Origin of the sequence: Aneurinibacillus migulanus (assembly GCF_001274715.1) — a bacterium.
GTDB lineage: Bacteria > Bacillota > Bacilli > Aneurinibacillales > Aneurinibacillaceae > Aneurinibacillus > Aneurinibacillus migulanus.
In genome coordinates this window covers 1164216-1187781 of the sequence record NZ_LGUG01000004.1, presented here as the reverse complement: position 1 = coordinate 1187781, position 23566 = coordinate 1164216, and the positions used below count along the sequence as shown (strand labels likewise).

Annotated in this window: 22 protein-coding genes, 1 riboswitch and 1 other annotated feature; of the genes, 2 read left to right on the top strand and 20 right to left on the bottom strand. The window is 45.8% G+C overall.

What is annotated here, in order from left to right; all coding sequences use genetic code 11:
• Positions 1 to 89: 89 nt before the first annotated feature.
• From AF333_RS07595 to AF333_RS07575, 4 genes are all read right to left on the bottom strand, one after another.
• On the bottom strand, positions 90 to 683 hold the full coding sequence (locus AF333_RS07595) for a hypothetical protein (protein WP_235496213.1): 594 nt from the start codon (positions 681 to 683) through the stop codon (positions 90 to 92).
• 100 nt (positions 684 to 783) lie between these two features.
• The gene (locus AF333_RS07590; protein WP_043065555.1) at positions 784 to 1287 is read right to left on the bottom strand and encodes a deoxycytidylate deaminase; all 504 of its coding nucleotides are present in this window, start codon (positions 1285 to 1287) and stop codon (positions 784 to 786) included.
• Positions 1288 to 1652: 365 nt separating this feature from the next.
• The gene (locus AF333_RS07585; RefSeq protein ID WP_043065554.1) at positions 1653 to 2954 is read right to left on the bottom strand and encodes a homocysteine synthase; all 1302 of its coding nucleotides are present in this window, start codon (positions 2952 to 2954) and stop codon (positions 1653 to 1655) included.
• 140 nt (positions 2955 to 3094) lie between these two features.
• Positions 3095 to 3197: riboswitch (SAM riboswitch) on the bottom strand.
• Positions 3198 to 3286: 89 nt separating this feature from the next.
• Positions 3287 to 3937 (bottom strand): helix-hairpin-helix domain-containing protein, encoded by a 651-nt coding sequence (locus tag AF333_RS07575; RefSeq protein ID WP_052811998.1) that lies wholly within the window; start codon positions 3935 to 3937, stop codon positions 3287 to 3289.
• 229 nt (positions 3938 to 4166) lie between these two features.
• Between AF333_RS07575 and AF333_RS07570 the strand changes: the two genes are divergently transcribed.
• Both AF333_RS07570 and comER read left to right on the top strand, forming a co-directional pair.
• The gene (locus tag AF333_RS07570; protein ID WP_043065552.1) at positions 4167 to 4415 is read left to right on the top strand and encodes a DUF2533 family protein; all 249 of its coding nucleotides are present in this window, start codon (positions 4167 to 4169) and stop codon (positions 4413 to 4415) included.
• 102 nt (positions 4416 to 4517) lie between these two features.
• Positions 4518 to 5354 (top strand): late competence protein ComER, encoded by an 837-nt coding sequence (comER, locus tag AF333_RS07565; RefSeq protein WP_043065551.1) that lies wholly within the window; start codon positions 4518 to 4520, stop codon positions 5352 to 5354.
• A gap of 30 nt (positions 5355 to 5384) precedes the next feature.
• Here the strand turns inward: comER and AF333_RS07560 are convergent, their stop codons facing one another.
• The 16 genes from AF333_RS07560 to AF333_RS07485 form a co-directional block, all read right to left on the bottom strand.
• The gene (locus AF333_RS07560) at positions 5385 to 6395 is read right to left on the bottom strand and encodes an ABC transporter substrate-binding protein (protein ID WP_043065550.1); all 1011 of its coding nucleotides are present in this window, start codon (positions 6393 to 6395) and stop codon (positions 5385 to 5387) included.
• Positions 6396 to 6487: 92 nt separating this feature from the next.
• On the bottom strand, positions 6488 to 8947 hold the full coding sequence (gene leuS, locus AF333_RS07555) for a leucine--tRNA ligase (protein ID WP_043065549.1): 2460 nt from the start codon (positions 8945 to 8947) through the stop codon (positions 6488 to 6490).
• Between the two features lie 74 nt (positions 8948 to 9021).
• Positions 9022 to 9266: a binding site (T-box leader), on the bottom strand.
• Between the two features lie 55 nt (positions 9267 to 9321).
• Positions 9322 to 10083 (bottom strand): class I SAM-dependent DNA methyltransferase, encoded by a 762-nt coding sequence (locus tag AF333_RS07550; RefSeq protein WP_052811996.1) that lies wholly within the window; start codon positions 10081 to 10083, stop codon positions 9322 to 9324.
• Entirely contained in the window at positions 10067 to 10408 is a 342-nt protein-coding gene (rsfS, locus tag AF333_RS07545; protein WP_043065547.1) for a ribosome silencing factor, read from the bottom strand. Before rsfS ends, AF333_RS07550 begins: the two co-directional genes overlap by 17 nt.
• The gene (gene yqeK, locus AF333_RS07540) at positions 10405 to 11001 is read right to left on the bottom strand and encodes a bis(5'-nucleosyl)-tetraphosphatase (symmetrical) YqeK (protein WP_043065546.1); all 597 of its coding nucleotides are present in this window, start codon (positions 10999 to 11001) and stop codon (positions 10405 to 10407) included. The genes rsfS and yqeK overlap by 4 nt, the downstream gene beginning before the upstream one ends.
• On the bottom strand, positions 10991 to 11590 hold the full coding sequence (locus AF333_RS07535; protein ID WP_043065545.1) for a nicotinate-nucleotide adenylyltransferase: 600 nt from the start codon (positions 11588 to 11590) through the stop codon (positions 10991 to 10993). The genes yqeK and AF333_RS07535 overlap by 11 nt, the downstream gene beginning before the upstream one ends.
• The gene (gene yhbY, locus AF333_RS07530) at positions 11574 to 11867 is read right to left on the bottom strand and encodes a ribosome assembly RNA-binding protein YhbY (RefSeq protein ID WP_043065544.1); all 294 of its coding nucleotides are present in this window, start codon (positions 11865 to 11867) and stop codon (positions 11574 to 11576) included. Before yhbY ends, AF333_RS07535 begins: the two co-directional genes overlap by 17 nt.
• Before the next feature lie 11 nt (positions 11868 to 11878).
• Positions 11879 to 12742: a shikimate dehydrogenase gene (aroE, locus tag AF333_RS07525; protein WP_043065543.1), complete on the bottom strand. Its 864-nt coding sequence runs from the start codon at positions 12740 to 12742 to the stop codon at positions 11879 to 11881.
• A 161-nt stretch (positions 12743 to 12903) separates the two neighbouring features.
• Positions 12904 to 14013 (bottom strand): ribosome biogenesis GTPase YqeH, encoded by a 1110-nt coding sequence (yqeH, locus tag AF333_RS07520; protein ID WP_043065542.1) that lies wholly within the window; start codon positions 14011 to 14013, stop codon positions 12904 to 12906.
• Positions 14006 to 14533 carry a YqeG family HAD IIIA-type phosphatase gene (locus AF333_RS07515; RefSeq protein ID WP_043065541.1) on the bottom strand — a complete coding sequence of 176 codons (528 nt, stop codon included), beginning with the start codon at positions 14531 to 14533 and terminating at the stop codon, positions 14006 to 14008. The genes yqeH and AF333_RS07515 overlap by 8 nt, the downstream gene beginning before the upstream one ends.
• A gap of 178 nt (positions 14534 to 14711) precedes the next feature.
• Positions 14712 to 15917, bottom strand: a complete 1206-nt coding sequence (gene gltS / locus AF333_RS07510; protein WP_043065540.1) for a sodium/glutamate symporter — start codon at positions 15915 to 15917, stop codon at positions 14712 to 14714.
• Between the two features lies 1 nt (position 15918).
• On the bottom strand, positions 15919 to 16905 hold the full coding sequence (hutG, locus tag AF333_RS07505) for a formimidoylglutamase (RefSeq protein WP_043065539.1): 987 nt from the start codon (positions 16903 to 16905) through the stop codon (positions 15919 to 15921).
• A gap of 144 nt (positions 16906 to 17049) precedes the next feature.
• Positions 17050 to 18405, bottom strand: a complete 1356-nt coding sequence (locus AF333_RS07500) for a sigma-54-dependent transcriptional regulator (protein WP_043065538.1) — start codon at positions 18403 to 18405, stop codon at positions 17050 to 17052.
• Positions 18383 to 20395 (bottom strand): transporter substrate-binding domain-containing protein, encoded by a 2013-nt coding sequence (locus tag AF333_RS07495; RefSeq protein WP_043065537.1) that lies wholly within the window; start codon positions 20393 to 20395, stop codon positions 18383 to 18385. The genes AF333_RS07500 and AF333_RS07495 overlap by 23 nt, the downstream gene beginning before the upstream one ends.
• Positions 20396 to 20680: 285 nt before the next feature.
• Entirely contained in the window at positions 20681 to 22045 is a 1365-nt protein-coding gene (locus AF333_RS07490; RefSeq protein WP_043065536.1) for a DUF6612 family protein, read from the bottom strand.
• A 91-nt stretch (positions 22046 to 22136) separates the two neighbouring features.
• Positions 22137 to 23564, bottom strand: coding sequence for a nicotinate phosphoribosyltransferase (locus AF333_RS07485; protein ID WP_043065535.1), 1428 nt, complete (start codon positions 23562 to 23564; stop codon positions 22137 to 22139).
• Positions 23565 to 23566 lie beyond the last annotated feature (2 nt).

The window sequence follows — 23566 nt, the reverse complement described above, 5'->3', positions numbered from 1 at the left end:
TTGCATCATGTATCTCTTTTTTTATTTTATTCTATCACAAAAGATAATTTAAATGTAAAAAAAAGGAAAGAGCGTATTCCTCTTTCCTTTTAAAAATTCTGCAGTTCATTCCACTGTCCCGTCAACTCGGACAATTCCTGCTTAATCATATGCGTATTCGGTTCTTCCTTCTGCACCATACAATCGTTCAACTTCTCCAACAGGAAGTTAATGCGACCTTCGACAATTTGCTGGTCAATATATTGGTCTACCAGAATATTGGCTAGCTCTTTCTCCTCCCCCAACCCGTTGTTCTCATAGATGCGGCCTTCACGGAAGTGAATATCCTTGCTTATTCCTTCTTCATAGAGGCGAAGCATCCCGCTTGCTCCCATTAAATATACAGAACCGTAAAACAAACGGATGAGAGGATTAGTTGCCATTTCTTCTTCAGTAATCCCATTTATATAGAGCCGACCTTTAATCGGCAGACCCGCTTGTACGACCAAGCGGAAAACGCCGTGTTCGGTATAGAAGCCAAGCAGCAGTGTACCCTGCATTGTCTTTTTCTCTTCTACCGTGATTTCGGGGCGCGTCTTCGCTTCTTCCACAATGCGGTACACATCGTCTGTTCTTTCCTGCGGAGCTTGAAAGTTATCACATACACCACGGATCGTTGCGACATTCGGTTGCATTGAAATCACCTCGTTCGTAGTTCGAAAGAATATATCCTCTTGCTACATCTTTACCCCCTTACTTAACATCCATACCATATTTTTGTGTATTTTATAAAAAAATTTTCTCTTAATCTACAAACTCCACCTTAACACCCGTCGGTGGTGTATATTCCCTCATCTGTCGAAATTCGATGTCCTTCTGTATAAATAGCCGTGCAACCTTCTCGTAGTCTTTGGCATATGCTCTGTGATAAACCACTTCCGCAATCCCACTGTTCGCGATCAGATTAGCACATGTCCAGCACGGTTGGTCGGTAACATAAATCGTTGCCCCCTGCCGGTCTTCTTGATCAGTAAACAACAATAAATTCTGCTCGGCATGAATCGTACGAATACATTTCTGCTTTTCCTGGATTACACCGTTCTCATCTGTTTCGTAATAGTTGTGCAACATGCACCCGACATCCAGACAAGAATCGACGCCGCTCGGACTTCCGTTATACGCTGTACCTAGTACTTTCCTGTTCCTGGTCAACACGGCACCGACGTGTCTACGCGGACATGTAGCGCGTGTGGCCGCCATATAAGCCAGATCCATGAAATATTCGTCCCATGACTTTCGTGTGTCCATCCATCTCCCTCTTTTCTATATACATCTGAATCTTAGTGAATGGATATGCTTTTGTGGTGGGAAGCAAGAAAAAAGGAGACCTTCTAAAGCTTAAACCCTGGGCTCCTTCTTTCTTCACCTTTCCTACCTCGCACCACCAAACATATGTCAAAATATTAAACGTTATTTATCAAGGGTGTTAATCATTTATATAATAAACGATCAGGCAGAATTATCGCAAAATGTAGCACGTACATTTTTATAAGAAAAAATCATGGGCGCCCTCGCTCATCTTTCTTCTTTTACAGCGACACCTACTTTCTATCCATAAAAAAAGGGGGAGGAAATGCTCCCCCGCCCCTTGCAAGAACTAAACATCGTATGTGTTATTTTACTGTTGCCAACTGGCTTGCTTTAAGCGCCTGCTCAAGGTCGGCAATAATGTCGTCCACAGATTCAATGCCAATGGACAGACGAATCATATCTGGAGAAACGCCGGCGCTAACTTGTTGCTCTTCTGTCAGCTGTTGGTGCGTTGTGCTGGCTGGATGAATCACAAGCGTCTTGGCATCACCGACATTAGCCAGATGAGAAAGAAGATTCAAGCTATTGATGAATTTCTTACCCTCTTCCAGGCCGCCTTTAATGCCAAAGGTGAAGATAGAACCTGCACCTTTCGGCAGGTATTTTTGTGCACGCTCGTAATACGGGTTGCTTTCCAGACCTGGATAATTAACCCAGGATACTAGTTCATGATTTTCGAGATATTGGGCTACTTTCGTCGCATTTTCCACATGGCGCTCGATGCGAAGATGAAGCGTTTCTAAACCTTGTAGGAACAACCAGGAGTTAAACGGCGATACAGCCGCGCCTAGATCGCGCAGCAACTGTACGCGCGCCTTAATGATATATGCTAGGTTCCCTACCGCCTCGGTATATACAACACCATGATAGCTCGGATCCGGCTCTGTCAATCCTGGGAATTTGCCGTTAGCCCAATCGAAATTACCAGAATCAATAATCACACCACCGATAGAAGTACCGTGACCGCCGATGAACTTTGTAGCAGAGTGTACGACAATATCAGCGCCGAACTCGATCGGACGGCAGAGATACGGGGTCGCGAATGTATTGTCTACAATAAGCGGAATGCCGTTTTCATGTGCGATAGCTGCCAGGGCTTCTAGGTCTACTACGTCCGCACGTGGGTTACCAATGGTTTCAGTGTAGAGTGCTTTAGTTTTATCCGTAATAGCGGCACGCACTTCGTCCAAATCATCTGGATCGACGAATTTTACCGTCAAACCGAGTTTTGGAAGTGTATGCGCGAACAGGTTATACGTTCCACCATACAGATTGCTCGATGCGACCACTTCATCTCCTGCATGAGCGATATTAAGAATGGAGAAAGTAATTGCTGCCTGTCCAGATGCAACTGCCAGCGCACCGACGCCGCCCTCTAGCTCTGCAATTCGTTTCTCGAATGTATCTTGCGTAGGATTCATGATACGGGTATAAATATTGCCAAATTCTTTTAAAGCGAACAAGTTCGCTGCGTGATCAGTATCTTTAAATACATACGAGCTTGTCTGGTAAAGTGGAACTGCACGCGATAATGTAGTAGGGTCCACTTCCTGTCCTCCATGCAAGCATACGGTCTCAAATTTGAAATTACGTTCTTCTGCCATCGTTAATCTTCCTCCTCGTAGTCGTTAATTTACAGGCAGATAACTACCTGTACTATTAAAATAATTTTGAGCGCTGTCAACCAATAAGAAAAACCCTCTTCCTGGAAGAAGAGGGTTGGCTACGTAGGTATGTACCATCGCTCTCATCTTCCAAAGCACACTGCTTTGCTGGATTTAGCACCTTGCATTTCTGCCGGTTGCCGGGCTTCATCGGGCCAGTCCCTCCGCCGCTCTTGATAAGAGATTGCTTATAAGATTGCATCTTGCTTGTTTCGTTCTTGTTTGTAATTATAGCCTTACTATTCCGACCTGTCAACTTAATCGGAAAATTTTTATTGCACAAAAAGTTTACTTCTCATTTTTTCTACTGTCTTTGCACCGATACCAGATACATTTGTAAGTTCATCGACCGTTTTAAACGGCCCATGCTCTTCTCTATGCTGAAGAATCGCATCTGCCTTTCCAGGCCCAATGCCGGGAATCGTCTGCAGCTGCTCCGAAGTTGCCGTATTGAGATTTATTTTATCTTCCTCTTGGGCACGGGCACTTGCCGTGTTGCCCGTCGCCGCGGAAGCTGGCATCTCTCCTTTTAGCGGAACATATAACATAGTACCGTCTTGAAGTGGCTGTGCACCATTGACCTGCCTCACATCTGCTTCTGGTAGCAGCCCTCCAGCCATACCGATCGCCTGGTAAACGCGTGCGTCCACAGGCAAGGCATAGACGCCGGGTTTCGCGACGGCACCTTTTACATCTACAACGATAGAGAGAGAAGTTTCAGGCGGAGCATTGTCCGACTTTTGTTCCGGAGTCTCATCAATCGTTGTTTTGGAAGTCTGTACGGCAGGTTCGGCCTCAGCGAAGGCAAGTACTTGTTCCTCGGATTTTTGTTGTATGTTATAAAAATAAACACTACTACCGAGAATAAGAAGACATATACTACTACTAATCCATTTCTTCTTTCCCTGCAACCAATTTTTCAATGCAGCTCTCCCCTTCACTTGTAGTTTTCCGATAGATTACCTATAATTTTTATATAAAGTAAAACTTCTATGAGCGGAGGTTTCTTCACCTCCCTACTGATGGTTGGTTGCACTTATCAGGGTCTTAGAGACAGTTATCCCTCACATAGTACATGTGAAGTGGGGATACTACTGCTCGTTGGACCGGGACAAATGTACTGAACTCGTTTAGAAAAAAGGAGGTTTTATCATGAGTGTTCACAAAGCTATTACTGCCCACTCAGCTAAGCAAGCAGAATATATTACCCTGTACAAAAAACTAGATGCCCTCCGGGAAGCCAGAATTGAAAGTGCAGTGGAACAGTGCAAGAGTGGAAATGATATCAATGTAGCGGAGATTAATGAAGTTACTAATCAAATCAACCAGCTCGCACAACGATATCATCTGCCTCCCCGCAAGCTTGTGACAGCGGACATGGTTCAAAGTTTATGTAATTAATTTCCATACAATAGCATTTTAACACAACTGGAAAAATATGTGTACTGAATCCTGCGGCTCTCCCATACACATTAATCAATCATAATTGCCGGAGGGATTCAGATGATTATTGGCTTTATTGGAACAGGAAGTATGGGAACGATTCTAATTGAAGCTTTTATCGAATCCGGCACCGTGCTGCCTACACACATCATCGTTTCAAACCGGTCGCCTGAAAAAATGCGCACGCTTGCCGGAAAAAACGCTGGTCTTGTTACCGGTACAAACATCGACGTGGCACATGCGGCGGACGTGCTGTTTCTCTGTACGAAACCGCTCGACTATCGCACCGTACTTGATGAAATTAAGGATTGCCTAACCCCTGATAAGCTTCTGCTCTCTATCACAAGTTCTGTTAGTGTCCGACAGTTAGAAGCTTATACACCCTGCAAAGCAGCGCGCGTTATTCCAAGCATTACAAACACTGCTTTGAGCGGCGCCTCACTGGTAACGTTCGGTAGCCGTTTGTGTGCAACTGATCGCTCAACACTGCTGACCTTATTGTCCGCCATTAGTGTACCAATTGAAATCGAGGAACAAGACACGCGCATCTCTTCTGATATTGTTAGTTGCGGGCCGGCTTTTTTCAGTTTTTTGCTACAGCGCTTTATCGATAGCGCTGTAGCGGAGACGACTGTCACAGAAGAGCAGGCAACCCGATTGATGACCGAAATGGTAGTAGGGCTTGGTCGTTTACTAGAGGATGGACGCTTCTCGCTGCCTACTCTGCAAGCCAGGGTATGTGTTCCTGGAGGCGTTACAGGTATTGGCTTGCACGTGCTAGATCGTGAAACACGGCACGTATTTGAACATCTAATTGAAGCGACCCATCGGAAATTCGATGTAGATATTCTCGAGGTAAAAGAGATGTTCGCCGACAAAAAAAACTCCTTCCATTAACCTGGAAGGAGTTTTTTGCAGTGGCCTAGGCTATTTACTAACCGACGCCTCTGCTTTTAATTTGTCAGGAACGGATAACCCGAAGTCCTTAACGGCGGCCTCATTCATCACCAATTGTACATCTTTTAAAGTCTCAACCGGCATCGTATCAGGCTTCTCACCTTTCAAAACACGGGCCGCCATCACACCAGTTTGCCGACCAAGCTTATAATAATCAATGCCATAGGTGGCTACGGCACCCCGTTTCACTGTGTCGCTGTCGGAAGCAAACACAGGTATCTTGGATGCTTTGGCTACAGTTAACAGGGCTTCGAATGAAGATACAACCGTATTATCAACCGGAATAAGGATAGCGTCTACCTTACCAACGATCGATTCGGCACGCTGTTTTACTTCATTGGAGTTTGACACCCCAGCTTTTTCTACCTTGACCCCTAATGCCTGAGCCGCTTTCTCAATCATACCCACCTGCACTTCGGCATTGACTTCTCCCGTATTATAAATAACACCAAGCTTCGTCAGAGACGGTACAAATTCTTTCACAAGCTGTACCTGTTTGTCCATCGGAGACACGTCGGATGTGCCTGTAATATACTTCCCTGGTTTATCCAACGCTCGTACAATCTTGGCCGCCACCGGATCGGTTACTGCGGAGAAAACAACTGGAATCCCCTTCGCTTGCTGAGCTACTGCCTGAGCGGATGGCGTCGTAATTGGAATAATAATATCCTTCTTATCAGCCGCCAATTGTTGAGCGATCGTCATGACATTATTCATGTCATTCTGAGCGTTTAGGTACTCCAATTGCATCGTTTGCCCATCTTTAAACCCCTCATCCGCCAATTGATCGATAATCCCCTTGCGGATTGAATCAAGCGCTGGATGCTCAACAATTTGCGTGACACCAACCTTCACTTTCTTATCGGGACTCGCCTGTTCCGTCTTCTGCTGAACAGATTCCTGCTTCGTTTCCTGACTGCACCCTGCCAGCGCGAATAATGCCAGCACAAATAGAGCCATAACAACACTCACTCTTCTCATCTTGTCTCTCCTCCATACTCTCTCATCTCAAAACATTAAAAAGCTAAGCTTTTCAAAAGTATAGCATGCAAGTTGTCAAAATTCTAGAACGATTATCCCACAACAATATTCACAAGCTTTCCAGGAACCGCAATGACTTTGCGAACGGTTTTTCCGGCAACCAATTCTTTAATTTTTTCGTTGCTGTTGGCCATCTCTTCCATATCCTGCTTGGTTGTATTAGCCGGGATAACCATCTTCTCCCGTACTTTGCCGTTGATTTGTACAACAATCTCTACTTCGTCAAGCACCAGGGCAGACTCATCAAACACAGGCCAACTCTGCTCATGCACACTATCTTCATGACCGACAATGCGCCACATCTCCTCTGTAATATGCGGAGCGAAAGGCGCAAGCAGAATAATCGTACTTTCGATAGCATGTGCCAGCATACCACGGTCCGCATCTTCCGGATAAGCGTAGATTTTGTTTACAAGCTCCATAATAGAACTTATCGCCGTATTAAATTGACGGCGCTCACTGATGTCCTCGCTTACCTTTTTAATGGTAGCGTGTAATGTGCGGTTCAAGTCCTTCGCCGCACTATCAGATAGATTAACAATTGGGCGGCTTGCTACCAGTTCAGCATGACCGTCCACCATGCGCCATACGCGATTAAGGAAACGATAGCTTCCTTCTACGCCGCTATCGCTCCATTCCAGATCACGGTCCGGTGGAGCCGCGAACAGAATGAAAAGACGTCCTGTATCGGCACCATACTTGGCGATGATTTCATCCGGACTGACAACATTGCCCTTCGATTTGGACATTTTTGCGCCATCCTTAAGTACCATCCCTTGCGTCAGCAAGCTTTTGAACGGTTCCGTGAAATTCACCATACCGGCATCATACAATACTTTCGTAAAAAAGCGCGAATAAAGAAGATGCAGAATCGCGTGTTCAATACCACCAATATATTCATCAACCGGCAGCCACTTATTCGCTTTCTCAGGCTCGAATGGAACCTGGTCGTTTTTCGAATCCGTATAGCGCAGATAATACCATGAAGAGTCGATGAACGTATCCATCGTGTCGGTTTCCCGGCGTGCATGTCCGCCGCAGGACGGGCAAGTCACATTTACGAACGCTTCGGATTTGGCAAGCGGATTGCTCATGCCGTCAATGACAACATCCTCAGGCAGCATAACCGGTAAATCTTCCTTCGGAACCGGAACGATACCGCAATCATCACAATAAATAATCGGAATCGGTGCACCCCAATAACGCTGACGCGATACGAGCCAGTCACGCAGACGATAGGATACAGTCTGACCGCCCAATCCCTGCTCTCTCAGGTGATCTCCAATTTTTACAAGTGCTTCGCGGTTCGGCATTCCGTCGAACATTCCAGATTGCACGAGCACGCCATCTTCTGTATACGCTTCAGCCATCATTTCATTCGCATCGAACGCTTCACCTTCCGCTACAATGACACGCTTGATAGGAAGGTCATACTGACGGGCAAATGCAAAATCGCGCGTATCATGAGCCGGTACCGCCATAACAGCCCCTGTACCGTAATCCATCAATACATAGTTGGCGATCCAGATCGGTACATTCTCACCAGTCAGCGGATGACGGGCATACGCTCCCGTAAACATGCCCTCTTTAGGTGCGTCAGCCGCAGTACGTGTAATATCGGATTCTTTTCTCGTTTTCTCAATAAACGCATTCACGTCTGCTTCGTTCTCTTTGCCAGCAATTAATTTCCGTACAACTGGATGTTCCGGTGCCAACACCATAAAAGTCACACCGAACAGTGTATCCGGACGAGTGGTGAATACAGTCAGCTTCTCGCCAGCTTCCGGCACTTCGAATGCGACTTCAGCACCGGTGCTGCGACCAATCCAGTTGCGCTGCATTGTTTTGACCTTCTCTGGCCACCCTTCCAGTTGTTCCAAATCATTCACTAGGCGGTCAGCATAGTCCGTAATCTTGAAATACCATTGTTCCAGGTCCATTTTGACTACTTCCGTACCGCAACGCCAGCAGCAACCGTCTTCCACTTGCTCGTTGGCAAGCACAGTCTGATCATGCGGGCACCAGTTAACTGCTCCATTCTTGCGGTATGCCAGACCTCTTTCGTAGAACAGCAGGAATAATTGTTGAGTCATTTTATAATATTCAGGTGAACATGTAGCAAGCTCCCGCTCCCAATCGTAGCTGACACCAAGCTTTTTCTGCTGATTTTTCATAAAGTCGATATTTTCATACGTCCATTTAGACGGCTGTGCACCCAGCTTAATGGCTGCGTTTTCAGCAGGCATACCGAAGGCATCCCATCCCATCGGATGGAGAACCTGATAACCGCTCATTTTTTTATAGCGAGCCGTCACATCCCCAATGGAATACACGCGCATATGCCCCATATGCAGACGGCCAGAAGGATAAGGGAATTGTTCTAGGCAGTAGAATTTCTCCTTCGCATCGTCCTCGTTCGTACGGTGCGCATTCGTTTCATCCCAATACTGCTGCCATTTCTTCTCGATTTTATGCGGCTTGTAAGCTCTCATTAGTGACTAACCTCCACAGTGATCATAGTTCATGTCCTTATACAATAAAAAAACGCCTCCCATCCCTGCAATCATCCAGGGACGAGAGGCGTAGCTCCCGCGGTACCACCCCAGTTAACGCCGCGCAGCAATTCACTGCTAGAAGAACGGCGTCCACTTTCGCATCCGTAACGTGGATAAATCGGATACCGGTACTCATACCTGCTTTTCCCGCTATCGGCTCCAAGGTGAGTTCATCGCCTCAAGCGGTTAACTCGCACCAACCGTTAACTCTCTGCATCGCTTCTTAGCAATTACTATTCCTTATCCAAGCCTTCATTTACAATTATCTAAAATTATATGCAACTTACCTGCCCAATGTCAACTTATGTTCCTTACGGCTTTTGTACGATGAAAAAAGCACGTTCACTGTCTTCCTCTACCTGCTGGGTAGAAAAATCTGCCGTAATGCTCAAAAGGCTAAATCCTATTTCAGCAAGCCACTTCTGCAAATCGTCAAGTGAATACGCCCGTTGATGGTGCAGTTCGTTAAAACGACGGAATAAGCCATCTTCCTCCGCTACGAATAACGTCAAATCATGCTCTACCGCCTCTGCCCCTTCATCGTACGTGCTTTGCCAGATATATGCTACATCTTCATCACGGTAGCAGAACGATTCATTTCCAAATACCTCGGCGATTTTATACGGAGTATGCACATCAAACAAAAACGTACCGCCGGAGACAAGCGCATCAAACACCCGTGCAAATACTTGTCGTACCCCATCAGCGTCTGAAATATAGTTCAGCGTATCACAAAAGCTTACGATGCTGTCCATGCTTCGTGGAAGTGAAAGTTGGCGAATATCTTGATTCAGCCAGTGAACAGACGCATCCGGATGACTGCGTCTTACTTTTTCCCTTGCCACTTCCAACATGTCAGCGGACAAATCTACACCCCATACTTCCAACTCCCGCTCAAGCAAATAGCGAGTCAACGAACCGGTTCCACAGCCAAGCTCTGCTACATAATAAGGTTTTGTTCCTGTCATATGCCATGCCCGCGCCGTAAACTGCATCCACTGATCATATGGAGCGTCCACCATTAGATGATCATATACATCGGCCAACTTCCGATAACTACTGAATGCTGACAACGGGAGCATCCTTCCATAAGCGTTCAATATTATAGAACTCCCGCTCATCGCGATGGAATACGTGTACGACAACATCTCCTAAATCGATCAGTACCCAGCGTGCTTCATCATATCCTTCACGTCCGCGCACGGTAAGCCCGGCCTCTTCCATGCTGTCTTTAATATTATCAACGATCGCCTGAACTTGAGTCTCGGAATTACCGTGACAGACAACGAAATAATCAGCAATGATAGAAAGACCCTTCAAATCAAGGATTACTACATTGTTCCCTTTTTTATCTTCTGCCGCTTTTGCGGCCAATTGAGCAATTTCCAATTCTGTCATATACGCTTTTCTTCCTCCTGTGCGTTTTTCGTTTTCGGTTTAATTAAGGAGTTGCGAGCCAGAACAGTGAGGGGATATATTCTTTTTTCCCTATTTACAAGAAAGGTAATCGTCCCTCCCAGTCCTTTAGCCAGCGCTCGGTCCAAATCCTCTTCCGCCGCAGCGCGCAATTCGTCAACCCCTGGAAACTGGCGGCCTGGTTCTATATAATCGGCCAGACATACGATTTTCTCCAGCAAGGTCATATTTTCGCGGCCCGATGTATGGTAACGGATAGCATCAAGAACCTCTTCATCCTCAATACCCAGCTCACTTCGAACGACCTCGGCTCCAACATGGGCATGCCACAATTCTTTATCATACTCAAGCAAATCCTTCGGAATAACCGGTGTGTTCTCAATGATCTCACGCATTTTATCTTCTGGCCAAAACTTGCAATAATCATGAAGGATGGCTGCCGTTTCAGCCTTCTCTTTATCAGCGCCATATTTGTCAGCGAGTCGGATGGCCGTATCAACGACGCCTAACGTATGTTCATAACGGTGCTTTGTAATCTGTTCACGCACGGCTTCCAGCAATTGTTTACGCTTCATACAACCGTTTCTCCTCTATATACATTCTTACCGCTTCCGGTACGAGATATCGAATAGAGCGGCCTTGTGCTATCTTCTTGCGAATCATGGACGAGGAAACGTCCAATTGCGGCATCTCCGTCTCAATGACATGCCGCATATACGGATTGTCCATCACATAGCCAGGCCGCGCCAGCGCCACGAACTGTACCATTAAGATTAATTCGTCAATACGGTGCCACTTCGGAAGATAAGCCGCCATATCTCCACCAATAATGAAATAAAAATCGATGTCTGGATGCCTCTCTTTCAATATATGGACCGTATCGTACGTATAAGACGGCAGTTCAGGTTCACGCTCAAGCTCAATTGTATCGAGTCGAAAATCTGAATGCCCAGCAATAGCACGCGCAATCATCTCAACCCGGTGAATGTCGGCGGTAATCTGCTTCGTCTGTTTATGAGGTGGAATGCGCGCTGGTAAAAACCAAATCTCATCGATCTCCAGCGCGTCCCGGGCCTGCTCTGCCACGATTAGGTGAATCGTATGAATAGGGTCGAAGGTGCCGCCATAAAGACCGACTTTCTTGCGACTATTTCGGAAGCTCAATCGTCTTATGCTCCCTTGATTCTTTATAGAGCACAATCGTGTTGCCAATAATCTGCACAATGTCTGCACCGCTACCGGCGGCGATTTCTTCCGCTACATCATTTTTGTCTTCACCACAGTTATTCAGCACAGATATTTTCAGCAATTCGCGTACCTCAAGCGCCTCTTCGACCTGTGTAATCAAATTTTCGTTCACGCCGCCTTTGCCCACCTGAAAAATCGGATTCAAATGATGAGCTAGCGAACGCAGATGCCGCTTTTGTTTTCCTTTTAACATGATGTTCCTCCTTATGCTTGCTGCCGGCTCCGTAGTGCATCCCATACGGCCTCACGCATGGCATCTACAGGCGCTGACTGTCCTGTCCAATATTCAAAGCTCAGGGCACCCTGGTAAATAAACATTCCTAAACCATGATGAATACGGGCGCCCTTCTCTTTTGCATCCCGCAAAAGTTTCGTATTCATAGGATTGTAAATTAAGTCACTGACCAGCAATCGTTCATGCAGCGCTTCCACCGCTACTGGACTTGCCTCTACATTCGGATGCATGCCGATGGAAGTCGTCTGCACTAAAAGTGTAGCGGCCGCAAGAGCGTCACCCATCATTTCCATCGGCTGAACCGCTATGTTTGCCTGCGGATGAATCGCTTGCAACTGTTCGGCCAACTGCTCTGCTTTTTCTATCGTACGGTTTGTGATGACCAGCGAGCCCAGACCGGCTCCAAGCAGCGCTACGCCCACACCACGTGCTGCACCGCCGGCTCCAAGCAACAATGCTGACTGCCGGGATAAATCCACGCCCGTCTCCTCAGTTAACGAACGCACATAGCCCCGTCCATCCGTATTGTATCCAATAAGCTTGCCCCCGTCATTGACAATCGTATTAACCGCTCCAATGGCTCTTGCTTCCGCATCTATCTCATCAAGGTAGTCCATGACCGTAACTTTATGCGGAATCGTGACATTCACGCCTCGCAGGCCAAGCGCCCGAATTGCGTCCACCGCTTCCCGCACCTGTCCGGGCTCAATATCAAACGCGGCATAGCGAAAATTTATCCCCAACTCGGCAAATGCCCGGTTATGCATCAGCGGGGATAGTGAATGCCCCACCGGATGACCGAACAATCCGGTCAATATCGTTTGACTGTTCATCGACTCGCCCTCTCTTCACTATGGTTTCCTATTTTTCATCTTATCTCACGAACTATGTATAAGAAAAACTTGCGGGCATAGCCGCTCGTTTTTCAAGTGATACGATTCGGAAGAAATTATATGTTAAAAAACCCCCTAAATTCCAGGGGTAAACGGGTGGCTCATATAAGTGAAGGGCGAAGACCGGCAGCTACGCCTTTCGGCACATGTACTTCAACATTTGCGCCTTTTCCATGTAATGCAATCCAGCCAAGTCCTGAAATAACAATATCATACTTACCTGATGGAACTTTAAACGTGAACTTTTCCCATACGATAGACTCAGCCGCATCAGGTCCCGGCGGCGCTAGCATCTCGCCTTTATGCTTCGCGTACAGTTCATCCGCATTAGCCAGTTTTGTACGATGAACGTTCAGATGATTCGACAGGTAAAACACGAACGACTGACGTTCTCCCTTGACGAAATCGATTCGAGCTAGCCCCCCGATAAACATCGTTTGCTCGGCATTTAGTTGATATACCTTTGGCTTAATCGGCTTATCAGGCATAATTACCTTCAATTCCTGCGGTGCCACCTTATGCACAAGTTGGTCACGGTTGACGATGCCTGGCGTATCATATAGCGAGGACTTGTCATCGAGCGGGATTTCAATCACATCCAATGTCGTTCCTGGGAACTGGGATGTCGTGATATCCATTTCTGATTCTCCAAACTGCTTAAGCAGCCGGTTAATTAACGATGATTTACCGACATTAGTAACCCCAACTACATAAATGTTGCGGCCTTTGCGGTATTCATTCATCGCTTGGACCAGTCGTTCTACGCCTTCGCCTTTATGCGCACTAACAAGCACGACATCGAGTGGCTTTAATCCAAGATCGGCGGACGACTTCCGCATCCAATTGATTAGGCGGTTACGGTTGACATTCTTCGGCAGCAAATCCACTTTATTACCCACCAGGAGAATCGGGTTGCCACCCACGAATCGTGGCAGGCCGCGCAACCAGCTTCCATTGAAATCAAAAATATCCACTACTTGCACAACCAGTGCTTTTGTGTCACCTATCCCATTAAGAATGCGCACGAAGTCGTCATCACCTAGTGTAACAGTAGACGCTTCATTGTAGTGCCGAATGCGATAGCATCGCTGGCAGATTACCGTTTCTTTTTCCAATGACTGCGGAGGGGCATAGCCAACTGACGCTTTATCCTCCGTCTGAATGGCTATACCGCACCCTGCACAATACAGTTCCATTTCTTGCTTATCCATTCGAATCCTCCCACGGAATTTTTCCGCGTTTTCTCATCCAGTTTAACGCCACTTTCTCCATTCTCCGGTTAAAACGGGTAATAAACCCGTCACTTTGTGCTACCGGAACGACCAGAATCGTATAAAAGCCCATCCGCTTTCCACCCAGTACATCGGTGAAAAGCTGATCGCCGATAACTACAGTTTCCTGTACAGACAACCCCATTTCTCGCGTAGCCCGTCGAAAGGCGGACGATGTCGGCTTTTTCGCCTGATGAATGAACGGCACCCCGAGCGGCTCCGCTACTTTTGATACCCGCGTTTGTCTATTATTTGAAACAATAACCACGGAAAAGCCTTGCTCTTTAAGCTCTTTCATCCATTTCACGAGTTCTGGAGTTGCATCAGGACGATTCCACTCGATTAACGTATTGTCCAGATCCGTAATAATCCCTTTAATACCGCGCTTCTTCAATTCATTCAGATCAATATCATATACGGACTCAACATGCAGATCCGGTAACAATAATGAGTAGAGCATGCAACCACTCCATAATTTTCTTCAATTAATGTTGTTTCTTACGAATAGAGTTTGTATAAATCCGGCATTTACTATACCATATTCCTCCTCTTCCTGTCATCTAAGCAGGGGAAATAAAGCGGGACGGAAAAACGTAATGTTTCCCCGCCCCACTTATGCTTTGTCTTTATTTTTGCTTTTATTTAAAAAGATTAATAAACGTAATAATGCTAGGTATGCCAAACAAATCAATTAGAAACGCTCCGACAACAGGAACAATAAGAAACGCCCGTTTTGATTCACCGAACCTCTCTGTAATCGCTCCCATATTCGCCATGGCATTAGGTGTTCCTCCCAGCCCGTGACCAGCTAATCCGCCTACCATCACCGCAGCGTCATAGTTTTTGCCCAACAAGCGGAATGCAACGAATATACCGTATAAAACAATAAACAATACCTGGAATATCAAAATAATGAACAAAGGTACAGCGAGACTAAAAACTTCCCAGATTTTCAAGTTCATCAATGCCATAGACAGGAAAATACCGAGTGAAATATCCCCGATGAGGTTGACGCAATTTAGATTAAACTTCATAAAGCCGAAGCGGTCATTTATATTACGAATGATAACAGCTAAAAACATTGCACCTACATACTCAGGTAATACGAAGCTTGTAACTTGAGAAAAAGCTTTGCTAATAATAACCCCCATACTCATACAGAAAGTAATAAGAGCAATGTGCGTAAAGAAGCGTGTAGCAGTTAAATCGCTTTCACTCTTATCAATCCCTGCAGCCGCTTCGAACGATGCGATCTCTTCATTTGAAACTTGCGGCTTTAAACCATGTTTCGTTATCAAATACCTGGAGACTGGACCACCAATTAAACTACCGAAAATAAGTCCAAATGTGGCAGCGGCGATACCAACTGTAGTCGCTGCAGGAACACCCAAACTCTCAACCGTCGGTCCGAAAGCTCCGGCTGCTCCGTGCCCACCTTCCATCGAAACTGCTCCTGCCATTACACCGAGCAGGGGATGAATATCCATAAGCTTGGCCAAGGAAACACCAATAACGTTTTGGAATATAGCTACAAAACCACAAAGAAGCCAGTAAACAATCAGTAACTTTCCTCCCTGTTTCACAAGAGAAAAACTTGCCCCTAACCCAACGGTTGTAAAAAAGGCGAGCATAAATGAACTTTGCAGGGAGACATCGAGCTTGATAGTAGCTATGTCTGCTTCCTTCAATATCATAACAAGAATAGAGAAAAGCAAACCGCCAATAACAGGGGCCGGAATACAAAAGCGATCGAGCACTTTTACCTTTCTCCTGATGTAATATCCAAACAGCAACAGCAGCACAGCTAGACATAGTGTTTCAATTAGGGTAAATTCCAGCTTCATTCTATGATTCCTCCCTATCGACAGAAGCTACGCTATCCATCACTTTATATAGCATAGCGGCGGCGAGTTTCACCGTACGACCGCTTTCATCCAAAACAGGATTGATTTCAGCGATATCAAAACTAATCGCTTTTTTATTTTTCAAAGCTTCTTGCAAAAGACGTGCGACAAGCTTTGGTTCCATGCCGAACGGCTGCGGAGCACTGACCCCCGGCGCATAGCTGGCATCCATAACATCGCTGCAAAGCGTAACCATAACAGCACTACTTTGCTCGATAAAGTTATTTATCTTCTCACTGGTTGTCTCTATGCTTTGCCATGAAATTTCGTCTTCGTAAATGTATTGGCACCCGTGCCGGTCTGCCATTTCAAACAAATGCTTTGTGTTACCGCTTTTCTGAATGCCAGCACACAGATAGCGGAACATCCTACCTTCTGCGGCGCATTCATCTGCAATTTGCTTAAACATTGTGCCTGAACTGGTCATCTCATCATACGGTCTCATATCAAAGTGGGCATCAATATTCACAATTCCTACGTTCCCCGTACCGCCCACATGACTTTTTACGCCAAGGAAATGACCGTACGCTACTTCATGTCCGCCGCCAATAATCAATGGAAACATATCTAACTCCAATATTTTTTTAACCGCAGAGCCTAATTCCGCCTGTGCTCCTTCAAGGTTTCCGTCATCACAGCTAATATTTCCAAAGTCAAATAAGGCAATTTCGGAATGAAAATGATACGGTAAAGATGCCAACGCTTTTCTTATCTCATCAGGAGCATGATACGCCCCTACTCTGCCTTTATTTCTCCGAACCCCTTCATCGCTTCGAAAGCCGATGATGCCAATGGCCTTTCCATCCTGCTTCTTATTGAAGGTGAAAACATCTTCGATTCTCACTACCTGATGTAACCGAAACATTCCGGTTACTGTTTCACTGTCGACTCTCCCCGTCCAGCATTCTTTTTCTGTTAGCGTATACATTTGTGCCTCCCTTGTTGCTTTGATGTGCTTGACAAATATACAAAGCAAGTTTCATACCAAAAACAGCACCATACAATTCACCATAGCATTGCGACATAAAAAGTCATAAAAAGTAGGCGAAAATTGCCGAGCGGCAATTTTCGCCTACTTTTGCTCCCTATATTTTTTTACTTTATCCCGCATCGTTCGCTCCCCAATGCCGATGATTTGTGCCGTTCTTCGCTGGTTGCCGTTGAAGGCAGCCAAATTGTGTAAAATAACTTTCTTCTCTACATCCTCCATTGTTTCTCCTACATAGATTGGGATAAGCGTATTACTAATAAAAGCACGAGTATGATTTTTAATTTCAGTCGGTAAATCGTCTTTCTGTATACAGGAAGAGTTCGTCAGGGCGATGGCCCTCTCAACCATATTCTGCAGCTCTCTTATGTTGCCAGGAAAAGAATATTGCTGCAACAGCCGAAGCGCTTCTTCAGTAACCCCTTCTACGGGTTTGCCCATTTTATCGCTAATTTTTCTAACGAAAAACTCCATCAGCAAAGGAATATCCTCCTTTCTTTCCCGAAGAGGAGGCAGGTGAATCGGAATAACATTGAGACGGTAATATAAATCTTCACGAAAGCGGTTCTCTTTCACTTCTTTCGTCAAATCTCTATTGGTCGCGCCGATGATGCGAACATCAATCTCGATTTCTTCTGTTCCTCCGACCGGCATTACCTTCCTTTCTTGAAGCACACGCAACAGCTTGCCTTGCAAAGCCAAATCCATCTCACCAATTTCATCTAAAAAAATGGTGCCCCCATCCGCCAAAACAAATAATCCGGCTTTACGCTGCAACGCTCCCGTAAACGCTCCCTTTTCATGTCCAAACAATTCTGATTCCAACAAATGAGATGGTATAGCAGCGCAATTAATCGCCTGAAATCTTTTGTTTCTACGCTTACTTTCATAATGGATCGTTCTGGCTACTACTTCTTTTCCCGTTCCACTTTCTCCTGTAATAAGAATATTCGAGCCGATATCTTTTACCTTATCAATCAGAGTAAAGATTTCGCGCATTGCTGCACTTTCTCCGATAAGCCCGTTGTTATCCGTTACCTTTTCTAATTCATCGCTTAGCCAACGGACTTTGGATTGCAGTGCATACACTTCTTCCGCTTTCTGTATCAGCACTTCTAATTCGTCAATATGAAGCGGCTTTGTAGCATAGGAAAAGGCCCCTTTGCGCATTGCCTCTACAGAAGAAGGGATGCTTCCATAAGCCGTCATAATAATGACAATGGTAGAAGGGGATATGCGTTTAATTTCTTCCAGTATCTCCATTCCGTCATATTCCCCAATTTTTAAATCCAACAAAACGATAGCAATCTCCATACGCTCCAACAGAGGTAGCGCTTCCCGTGGGTCAGTAAATGCATACACATGATATTCATCTTCCAAGGCGAAAGTGAGCGACTGGCAAATAGTCGGCTCGTCATCAATTACCATGACATGATACATCGTCCTCATCCTTTCTGCAGCACGGTAATGAAATCGTCATAACCGTTCCTTCTCCTTCTTTGCTGCTGGCATCAATTTCCCCATTGTTCTCCTGTACTAACTGATATGTAACGGAAAGTCCGAGTCCGACACCATTCAATTTTTTACTGTAGAAAGGCTCGAACATTTTATGGATTTCCTCTTCCGTCATTCCTACTCCATTATCTTCGACTTGAAGAACGGCTTTATCGTCCTGATAATATCCCCGGATAATGATTGTTCCGCCTTTTTCTACAGCTTCAATAGCATTTAAGATTACATTCATTAGTACCTGCTTTATTTGCTGTACATCCGCAGTTGCCCAAACCTCCCCGTCGAATTCCCAATGAATGCTCACATCGGCTTCCTTTACTTTCTGCTTAAACAAATGCACAATCCCTTGTGCTATTTCATAAAGCGAAAAGGCAATAGGCTCCGACTTTTTGGGGCGCGAATAATCCAGCAGATCATTAATGAGCGCGTTGAGGCGAGTAATTTCACTCGTAACGTGGCGGGAAAAAAAAGCACGAAATTCCGGGCTACCGAATTTTTTTGGAAGTAATTGTGTATAGGTAAGAATAGACATTAACGGATTTCGTATTTCATGAGCAATCCCTGCAATCAATTGGCCAAGGGAGCGTAGCCTATCTTCCTGTGCGATTTTTCTTTCCAGTTCTTTTTGTTTCGTAGTGTCCATAATATTCAAGGCAACTCCGGCATTATCTCCCCCCATTGTTTGAATACGGGAGATACTGTAGTAGATATTCCTCTTTTCGGAACGTTCTTTTGTCCATACCGTCTCTTTTTGCAAAAAAACTCTTTTGTCTTCCAGCGCAGCGAGAATTTCCTGTTCTGGAATAAAGGCAGAAAGCGGGGTCTGTACAAAAGGTGTCCCGATTATCTCTTTTTCTAGACGCAGATACTCCATTGCCCTCTGGTTCATCATCGAAATGTTTCCGGATGGATCCAGCGTAATAAAAAAACTGTATGCGCTGTTTAGCAATTGTTGCTGGAAGTGAACATTATCTTCAAGCAAAACCATCTTCTCTTCCAGTTCCTTATTTATGCGTTCGATTTGTCTCGTCCGCCTCCCAACTTCTTTTTTCAGACTTCGGTTCCACCAAAGGATGAATGTGATAATAACAAAAGTAAGCACAAGCCCTATCTCTAAATACAAAAGCGTCTGCCGTAGACTGAAACTGTACGGCATAATATATTCTCCAAACCATTTCTTCTCGATTTTTTGGTAGGTTCCATCGCTTTTTATCTGAGAAATTCCTTTGTTAAACACGGATAATAGCCCTTTGTTCTCAGGCATTACGGCTACTCCGTAATCGGTGGCGTCCAGAGGCTCTCCTACAATCTTCGTTAGTGGTTGCTGGCGGCTCTTCTGGAGAAAATACTGCCCGGTAATCCTGTTTCCCACGAAAGCATCCACCTTTTCCCCTGTGAGCAGCTGGATGGCTTCCTGCTGGTTATCCGCTTCTATAAGCTGTACCTGCTTGACTCGACTTAATAAATCTGTCGCAACATCTCCTCTTTGTACCGCTACCTTTCTTCCTTCCAAATCGTCCACTTTTCTGATGTACATATTATCTTTCAGAACAAAAATCGCCTGTGAACTGGTGAAGTACGGAGCTGAAAATTCGTACGTTCCTTTTCTCGCCTCTGTCTTTTTCATGCCCTGAATCGCATCAACCTGTCCCGAGCGCAAAGCCTTCACTGCCTGATTCCAGGGCATGGGATAGTATTCAATGTTCGTCCCTGTCTGAATGGACACAGCATTCATAATATCAATATTAAAACCCGAATACACTCCGGCATCACTTAAGTATTCAAAAGGAGGAAATTGATTATCTCCCGCAATTCGTATCACATTCTTTGATTCCTGATATACGGTTGAGGGGAAAAAAAGGAAAGACAAAAAGAAGCAGACCGCCAGCCCTGTCCGAAGAACGATTCGTGTTGTCATCTGGCATTCTCCCTTCTGTAAGTTTTACTTTATCCCGGTCTAACGGGCAGTAAGACCCTTGCTTAAAGTGCATTATAAGGGGGATAACTGCCCCTAAGACCCCGATAAGTATAACTAACCATCAGCTGCGGATGAAGAACCCAAGCTGATAGAAGTTTTACTTTATCATACCGTACTTTCTTTTCTTTATCTTCCCTTCCTCTATCAAATAATAAACCGGGCGAAAGAAACGATAACGTCTCTTTCGCCCGGTAAAAGCATGCGGAAGCAGTAAAATATGATTTTTTATTGCTTGGAAACCTGTTTAGCCGTTGCTGTCTCTGCAGACACTTCTTTAGCCTGCTTGGCCGCTTCTGGAAGTTCGATCTTCACGTTGTCGTTGTAATCACTGTATTTTACATCTTGTGCCATCACCATTTGCTTGAATGGCATCTCTTCAGCGTTGCCAGCTTTTTCATTGAACGAAATAACAAATTGCATGCTGCTATCTACAGGCAACTTTGTCTTCGGATCAAGATTCATGACTCCTTGAATATAGATAGCGCCGATACTTTTCTCCGCCTCTTCAAGCGCTGCCGTCATGTCTTCCATTCCCTGCATACCATTCATCATCGAAGCCAACTCGGATAACTTATCGATCCGGCCTTGGAACGACAATTGCCCCTCCCCTGCACTCCGATAGAATAGTTTTTTCTCCAGCTGCGGCGGAATACCAGACAACTGCTGCTCCATCATCGCCTTCATATCCAGCGGAAACGCATCTTTCATCTTTACCCAGCCTGACGGATTTTCGGAATCAGTAGGAGCAAACGCCGGCATCTTCATATACATGTCCTTACCGATAATATATTGCTCGATTTCCATATCGCCCATACTTTCTCCCTGTCCGAAATCAGGCATCTTCATATGTGATTTAGTATACATGGAGTCAGGCATAACATAAGAACCTTCCATCTTCATGGACAGGCCTTTTTTAGCCATTTCATCAAACGTTTTACGTTCATCGGCAGACAGTTGATCCAGTGCATCCTGCTTTAACACCATGCTGAAGGAAGTGTCTCCTTTTAAGCGGAAGGATTTAACGTTTTGCTGTGCCTTCTGACTTTCCTCGAGAAGCTTTGTAGCATCGCTGGAAGTGGACAGCAACTGTTTAACAAGAGCTTGCGCTTCCTGCTTCGTGACGGATCGATCCAGATCATTCCAATTATAATCCACCTTGGCGCTCTTCATCCAGCCCGCAATGTTGCTTGCCCAGTGCTTGGAATCAAGCGGCGAAGCACCGCCGGGAACAGGATGATCCGGTATGCCGAGCACGCCGCTAATCAGTGCAATCGCCTCGCCCGCTTTCAGTTCACTCTCCGGGCGTACCGTACCGTCGTTAGAGTCACGCAAAGCGCCTACCGTCTGCAATTTGTTTACGATGTCTGCCAGCTCGCTGCCCTGTGGTACATCTTTATATGTACGCTTCTCTTCAGCCTTTGGTAAATCAATGGCCTGGTCAAGCATTTTGAAAAACTCTCCACGTGTCAGCGTCTCGCCCTGCGGCTGTACCACTGCAGTCGGCTCCGCCGCAAGCACGTTCAATGCTGGCGTTCCCATTAACATTGCCAAGCTTAACATTCCCACTGCTGCTACTTTTCCTTTTTTCATAAGGTTTCCCCCTCCAAATTGTTTTTACATCTCTTTTTACGGAAAAACATTAGGAAAAGTTTCAATAATCTTCTATTTCATTCAATCTATGCTATTCCCTCTCCTGATGAATGAGGCTCTGTTTCAAATCCCATAGCTTCTGGCTTAAGTCTACATGGTATTGATGCGGATTAATTAACCGCTTAATCTCCGGCGAGAAGCAGGTCAATTGTTCCTGCGCATATGCGCGGATGCTCTCCAAAGACGGCGTATCATAACAGCGGTGCCCCTGTTCGATAACCGGTTGAAGTAAGGATTTCACCCTATAGTTACGGATCGTTTTTCGCTTGTGTGGAAATAATGGATCAAACAAGGTGATTTTGTCACCCGGAATGTCTTCTTCCGCAAGCGCAATCAAATCAGCCAGCGGCTTGTCCGACGTTCTATCATAGAAGCGAACCACCTGCTTATAGCCCGGATTCGTAATCTTGGTCGGGTTCTCGGAAATCTTGAGACGCGGCAGCCATTCGCCGTCTTTTTCCACGGCAGCAAGCTTATACACACCACCCAGCGCTGGACAATCGTACGACGTAATAAGATTCGTTCCTACACCCCAGATTGTAATCTGCGCCTCCTGGTTTTTTAAATCTTGAATCAATCGCTCGTCCAGATCGCTGGATGCGACAATGGCTACATCTGTAAGTCCCGCTTCATCCAACATTCGGCGTGCCAGTTTAGACAAATATGCCAAGTCCCCGGAATCAAGCCGAATGCCCAGCAATCTTTTCCCCTGTTCCTTCATCGCAAGACCAAGCTGAATTGCATGCGGAATACCGATGCCCAGCGTATCGTACGTGTCTACCAGCAGCACCGTCTCGTCAGGGAATGCCTCACTATATGCGGTAAATGCGTCCAGCTCATTGTCGAACAACTGGACGAAGCTATGGGCATGCGTTCCCTTTACCGGAATACCGAAATCCCGCCCCGCCATTACGTTCGATGTCGCATGTACACCCCCGATATATGCAGCTCGCGCCCCATAATAGCCGGCCTCTGCTCCCTGAGCGCGGCGAAGGCCGAATTCAAGCACGGTATCTCCTTTCGCTGCCCCGACAATTCGCGCCGCTTTCGTAGCGATTAATGTCTGATGGTTTATCATCGTCAGCATGGCTGTCTCAATAAGCTGTGCCTCACTAACCTGTGCTTCCACACGAATCAACGGTTCTCCCGGAAATACAACCGTTCCTTCCTTCATGGCCGCGATGTTCCCGGTAAAGCGGAAGTTGCGCAATATTTCCAGGAACTCCTCTTCATACGGATAGACGCTGCGTAAATAAGCGATATCTTCTTCCGTAAAATGAATGCTCTCAATGTAGTCAAGCACTTGATCCAATCCGGCAAAAATCGCATATCCGCTTCCACAAGGCGGCTTTCGGAAGAACACATCGAATATGGTGCGCTGCCGGTCCATCCCCTTCTTGTAATAAGCGTACATCATATTAATCTGGTACAAGTCCGTACTCATCGTTAAATTTTTCATTA

What these genes read in the sequence shown, in the direction of transcription:
- hutG (WP_043065539.1), bottom strand. Translation starts at nt 16,905, where the DNA reads ATGTATACGCTAACAGAAAAAGAATGCTGGACGGGGAGAGTCGACAGT.
- AF333_RS07490 (WP_043065536.1), bottom strand. Translation starts at nt 22,045, where the DNA reads ATGAAAAAAGGAAAAGTAGCAGCAGTGGGAATGTTAAGCTTGGCAATG.
- AF333_RS07585 (WP_043065554.1), bottom strand. Translation starts at nt 2,954, where the DNA reads ATGGCAGAAGAACGTAATTTCAAATTTGAGACCGTATGCTTGCATGGA.
- rsfS (WP_043065547.1), bottom strand. Translation starts at nt 10,408, where the DNA reads ATGACAGAATTGGAAATTGCTCAATTGGCCGCAAAAGCGGCAGAAGAT.
- AF333_RS07485 (WP_043065535.1), bottom strand. Translation starts at nt 23,564, where the DNA reads ATGAAAAATTTAACGATGAGTACGGACTTGTACCAGATTAATATGATG.
- comER (WP_043065551.1), top strand. Translation starts at nt 4,518, where the DNA reads ATGATTATTGGCTTTATTGGAACAGGAAGTATGGGAACGATTCTAATT.
- yqeK (WP_043065546.1), bottom strand. Translation starts at nt 11,001, where the DNA reads ATGAAGCGTAAACAATTGCTGGAAGCCGTGCGTGAACAGATTACAAAG.
- leuS (WP_043065549.1), bottom strand. Translation starts at nt 8,947, where the DNA reads ATGAGAGCTTACAAGCCGCATAAAATCGAGAAGAAATGGCAGCAGTAT.
- yhbY (WP_043065544.1), bottom strand. Translation starts at nt 11,867, where the DNA reads ATGTTAAAAGGAAAACAAAAGCGGCATCTGCGTTCGCTAGCTCATCAT.
- AF333_RS07590 (WP_043065555.1), bottom strand. Translation starts at nt 1,287, where the DNA reads ATGGACACACGAAAGTCATGGGACGAATATTTCATGGATCTGGCTTAT.
- yqeH (WP_043065542.1), bottom strand. Translation starts at nt 14,013, where the DNA reads ATGGATAAGCAAGAAATGGAACTGTATTGTGCAGGGTGCGGTATAGCC.
- AF333_RS07560 (WP_043065550.1), bottom strand. Translation starts at nt 6,395, where the DNA reads ATGAGAAGAGTGAGTGTTGTTATGGCTCTATTTGTGCTGGCATTATTC.
- gltS (WP_043065540.1), bottom strand. Translation starts at nt 15,917, where the DNA reads ATGAAGCTGGAATTTACCCTAATTGAAACACTATGTCTAGCTGTGCTG.
- AF333_RS07495 (WP_043065537.1), bottom strand. Translation starts at nt 20,395, where the DNA reads ATGACAACACGAATCGTTCTTCGGACAGGGCTGGCGGTCTGCTTCTTT.
- AF333_RS07500 (WP_043065538.1), bottom strand. Translation starts at nt 18,405, where the DNA reads ATGTATCATGTCATGGTAATTGATGACGAGCCGACTATTTGCCAGTCG.
- AF333_RS07515 (WP_043065541.1), bottom strand. Translation starts at nt 14,533, where the DNA reads ATGCTCTACTCATTATTGTTACCGGATCTGCATGTTGAGTCCGTATAT.
- aroE (WP_043065543.1), bottom strand. Translation starts at nt 12,742, where the DNA reads ATGAACAGTCAAACGATATTGACCGGATTGTTCGGTCATCCGGTGGGG.
- AF333_RS07570 (WP_043065552.1), top strand. Translation starts at nt 4,167, where the DNA reads ATGAGTGTTCACAAAGCTATTACTGCCCACTCAGCTAAGCAAGCAGAA.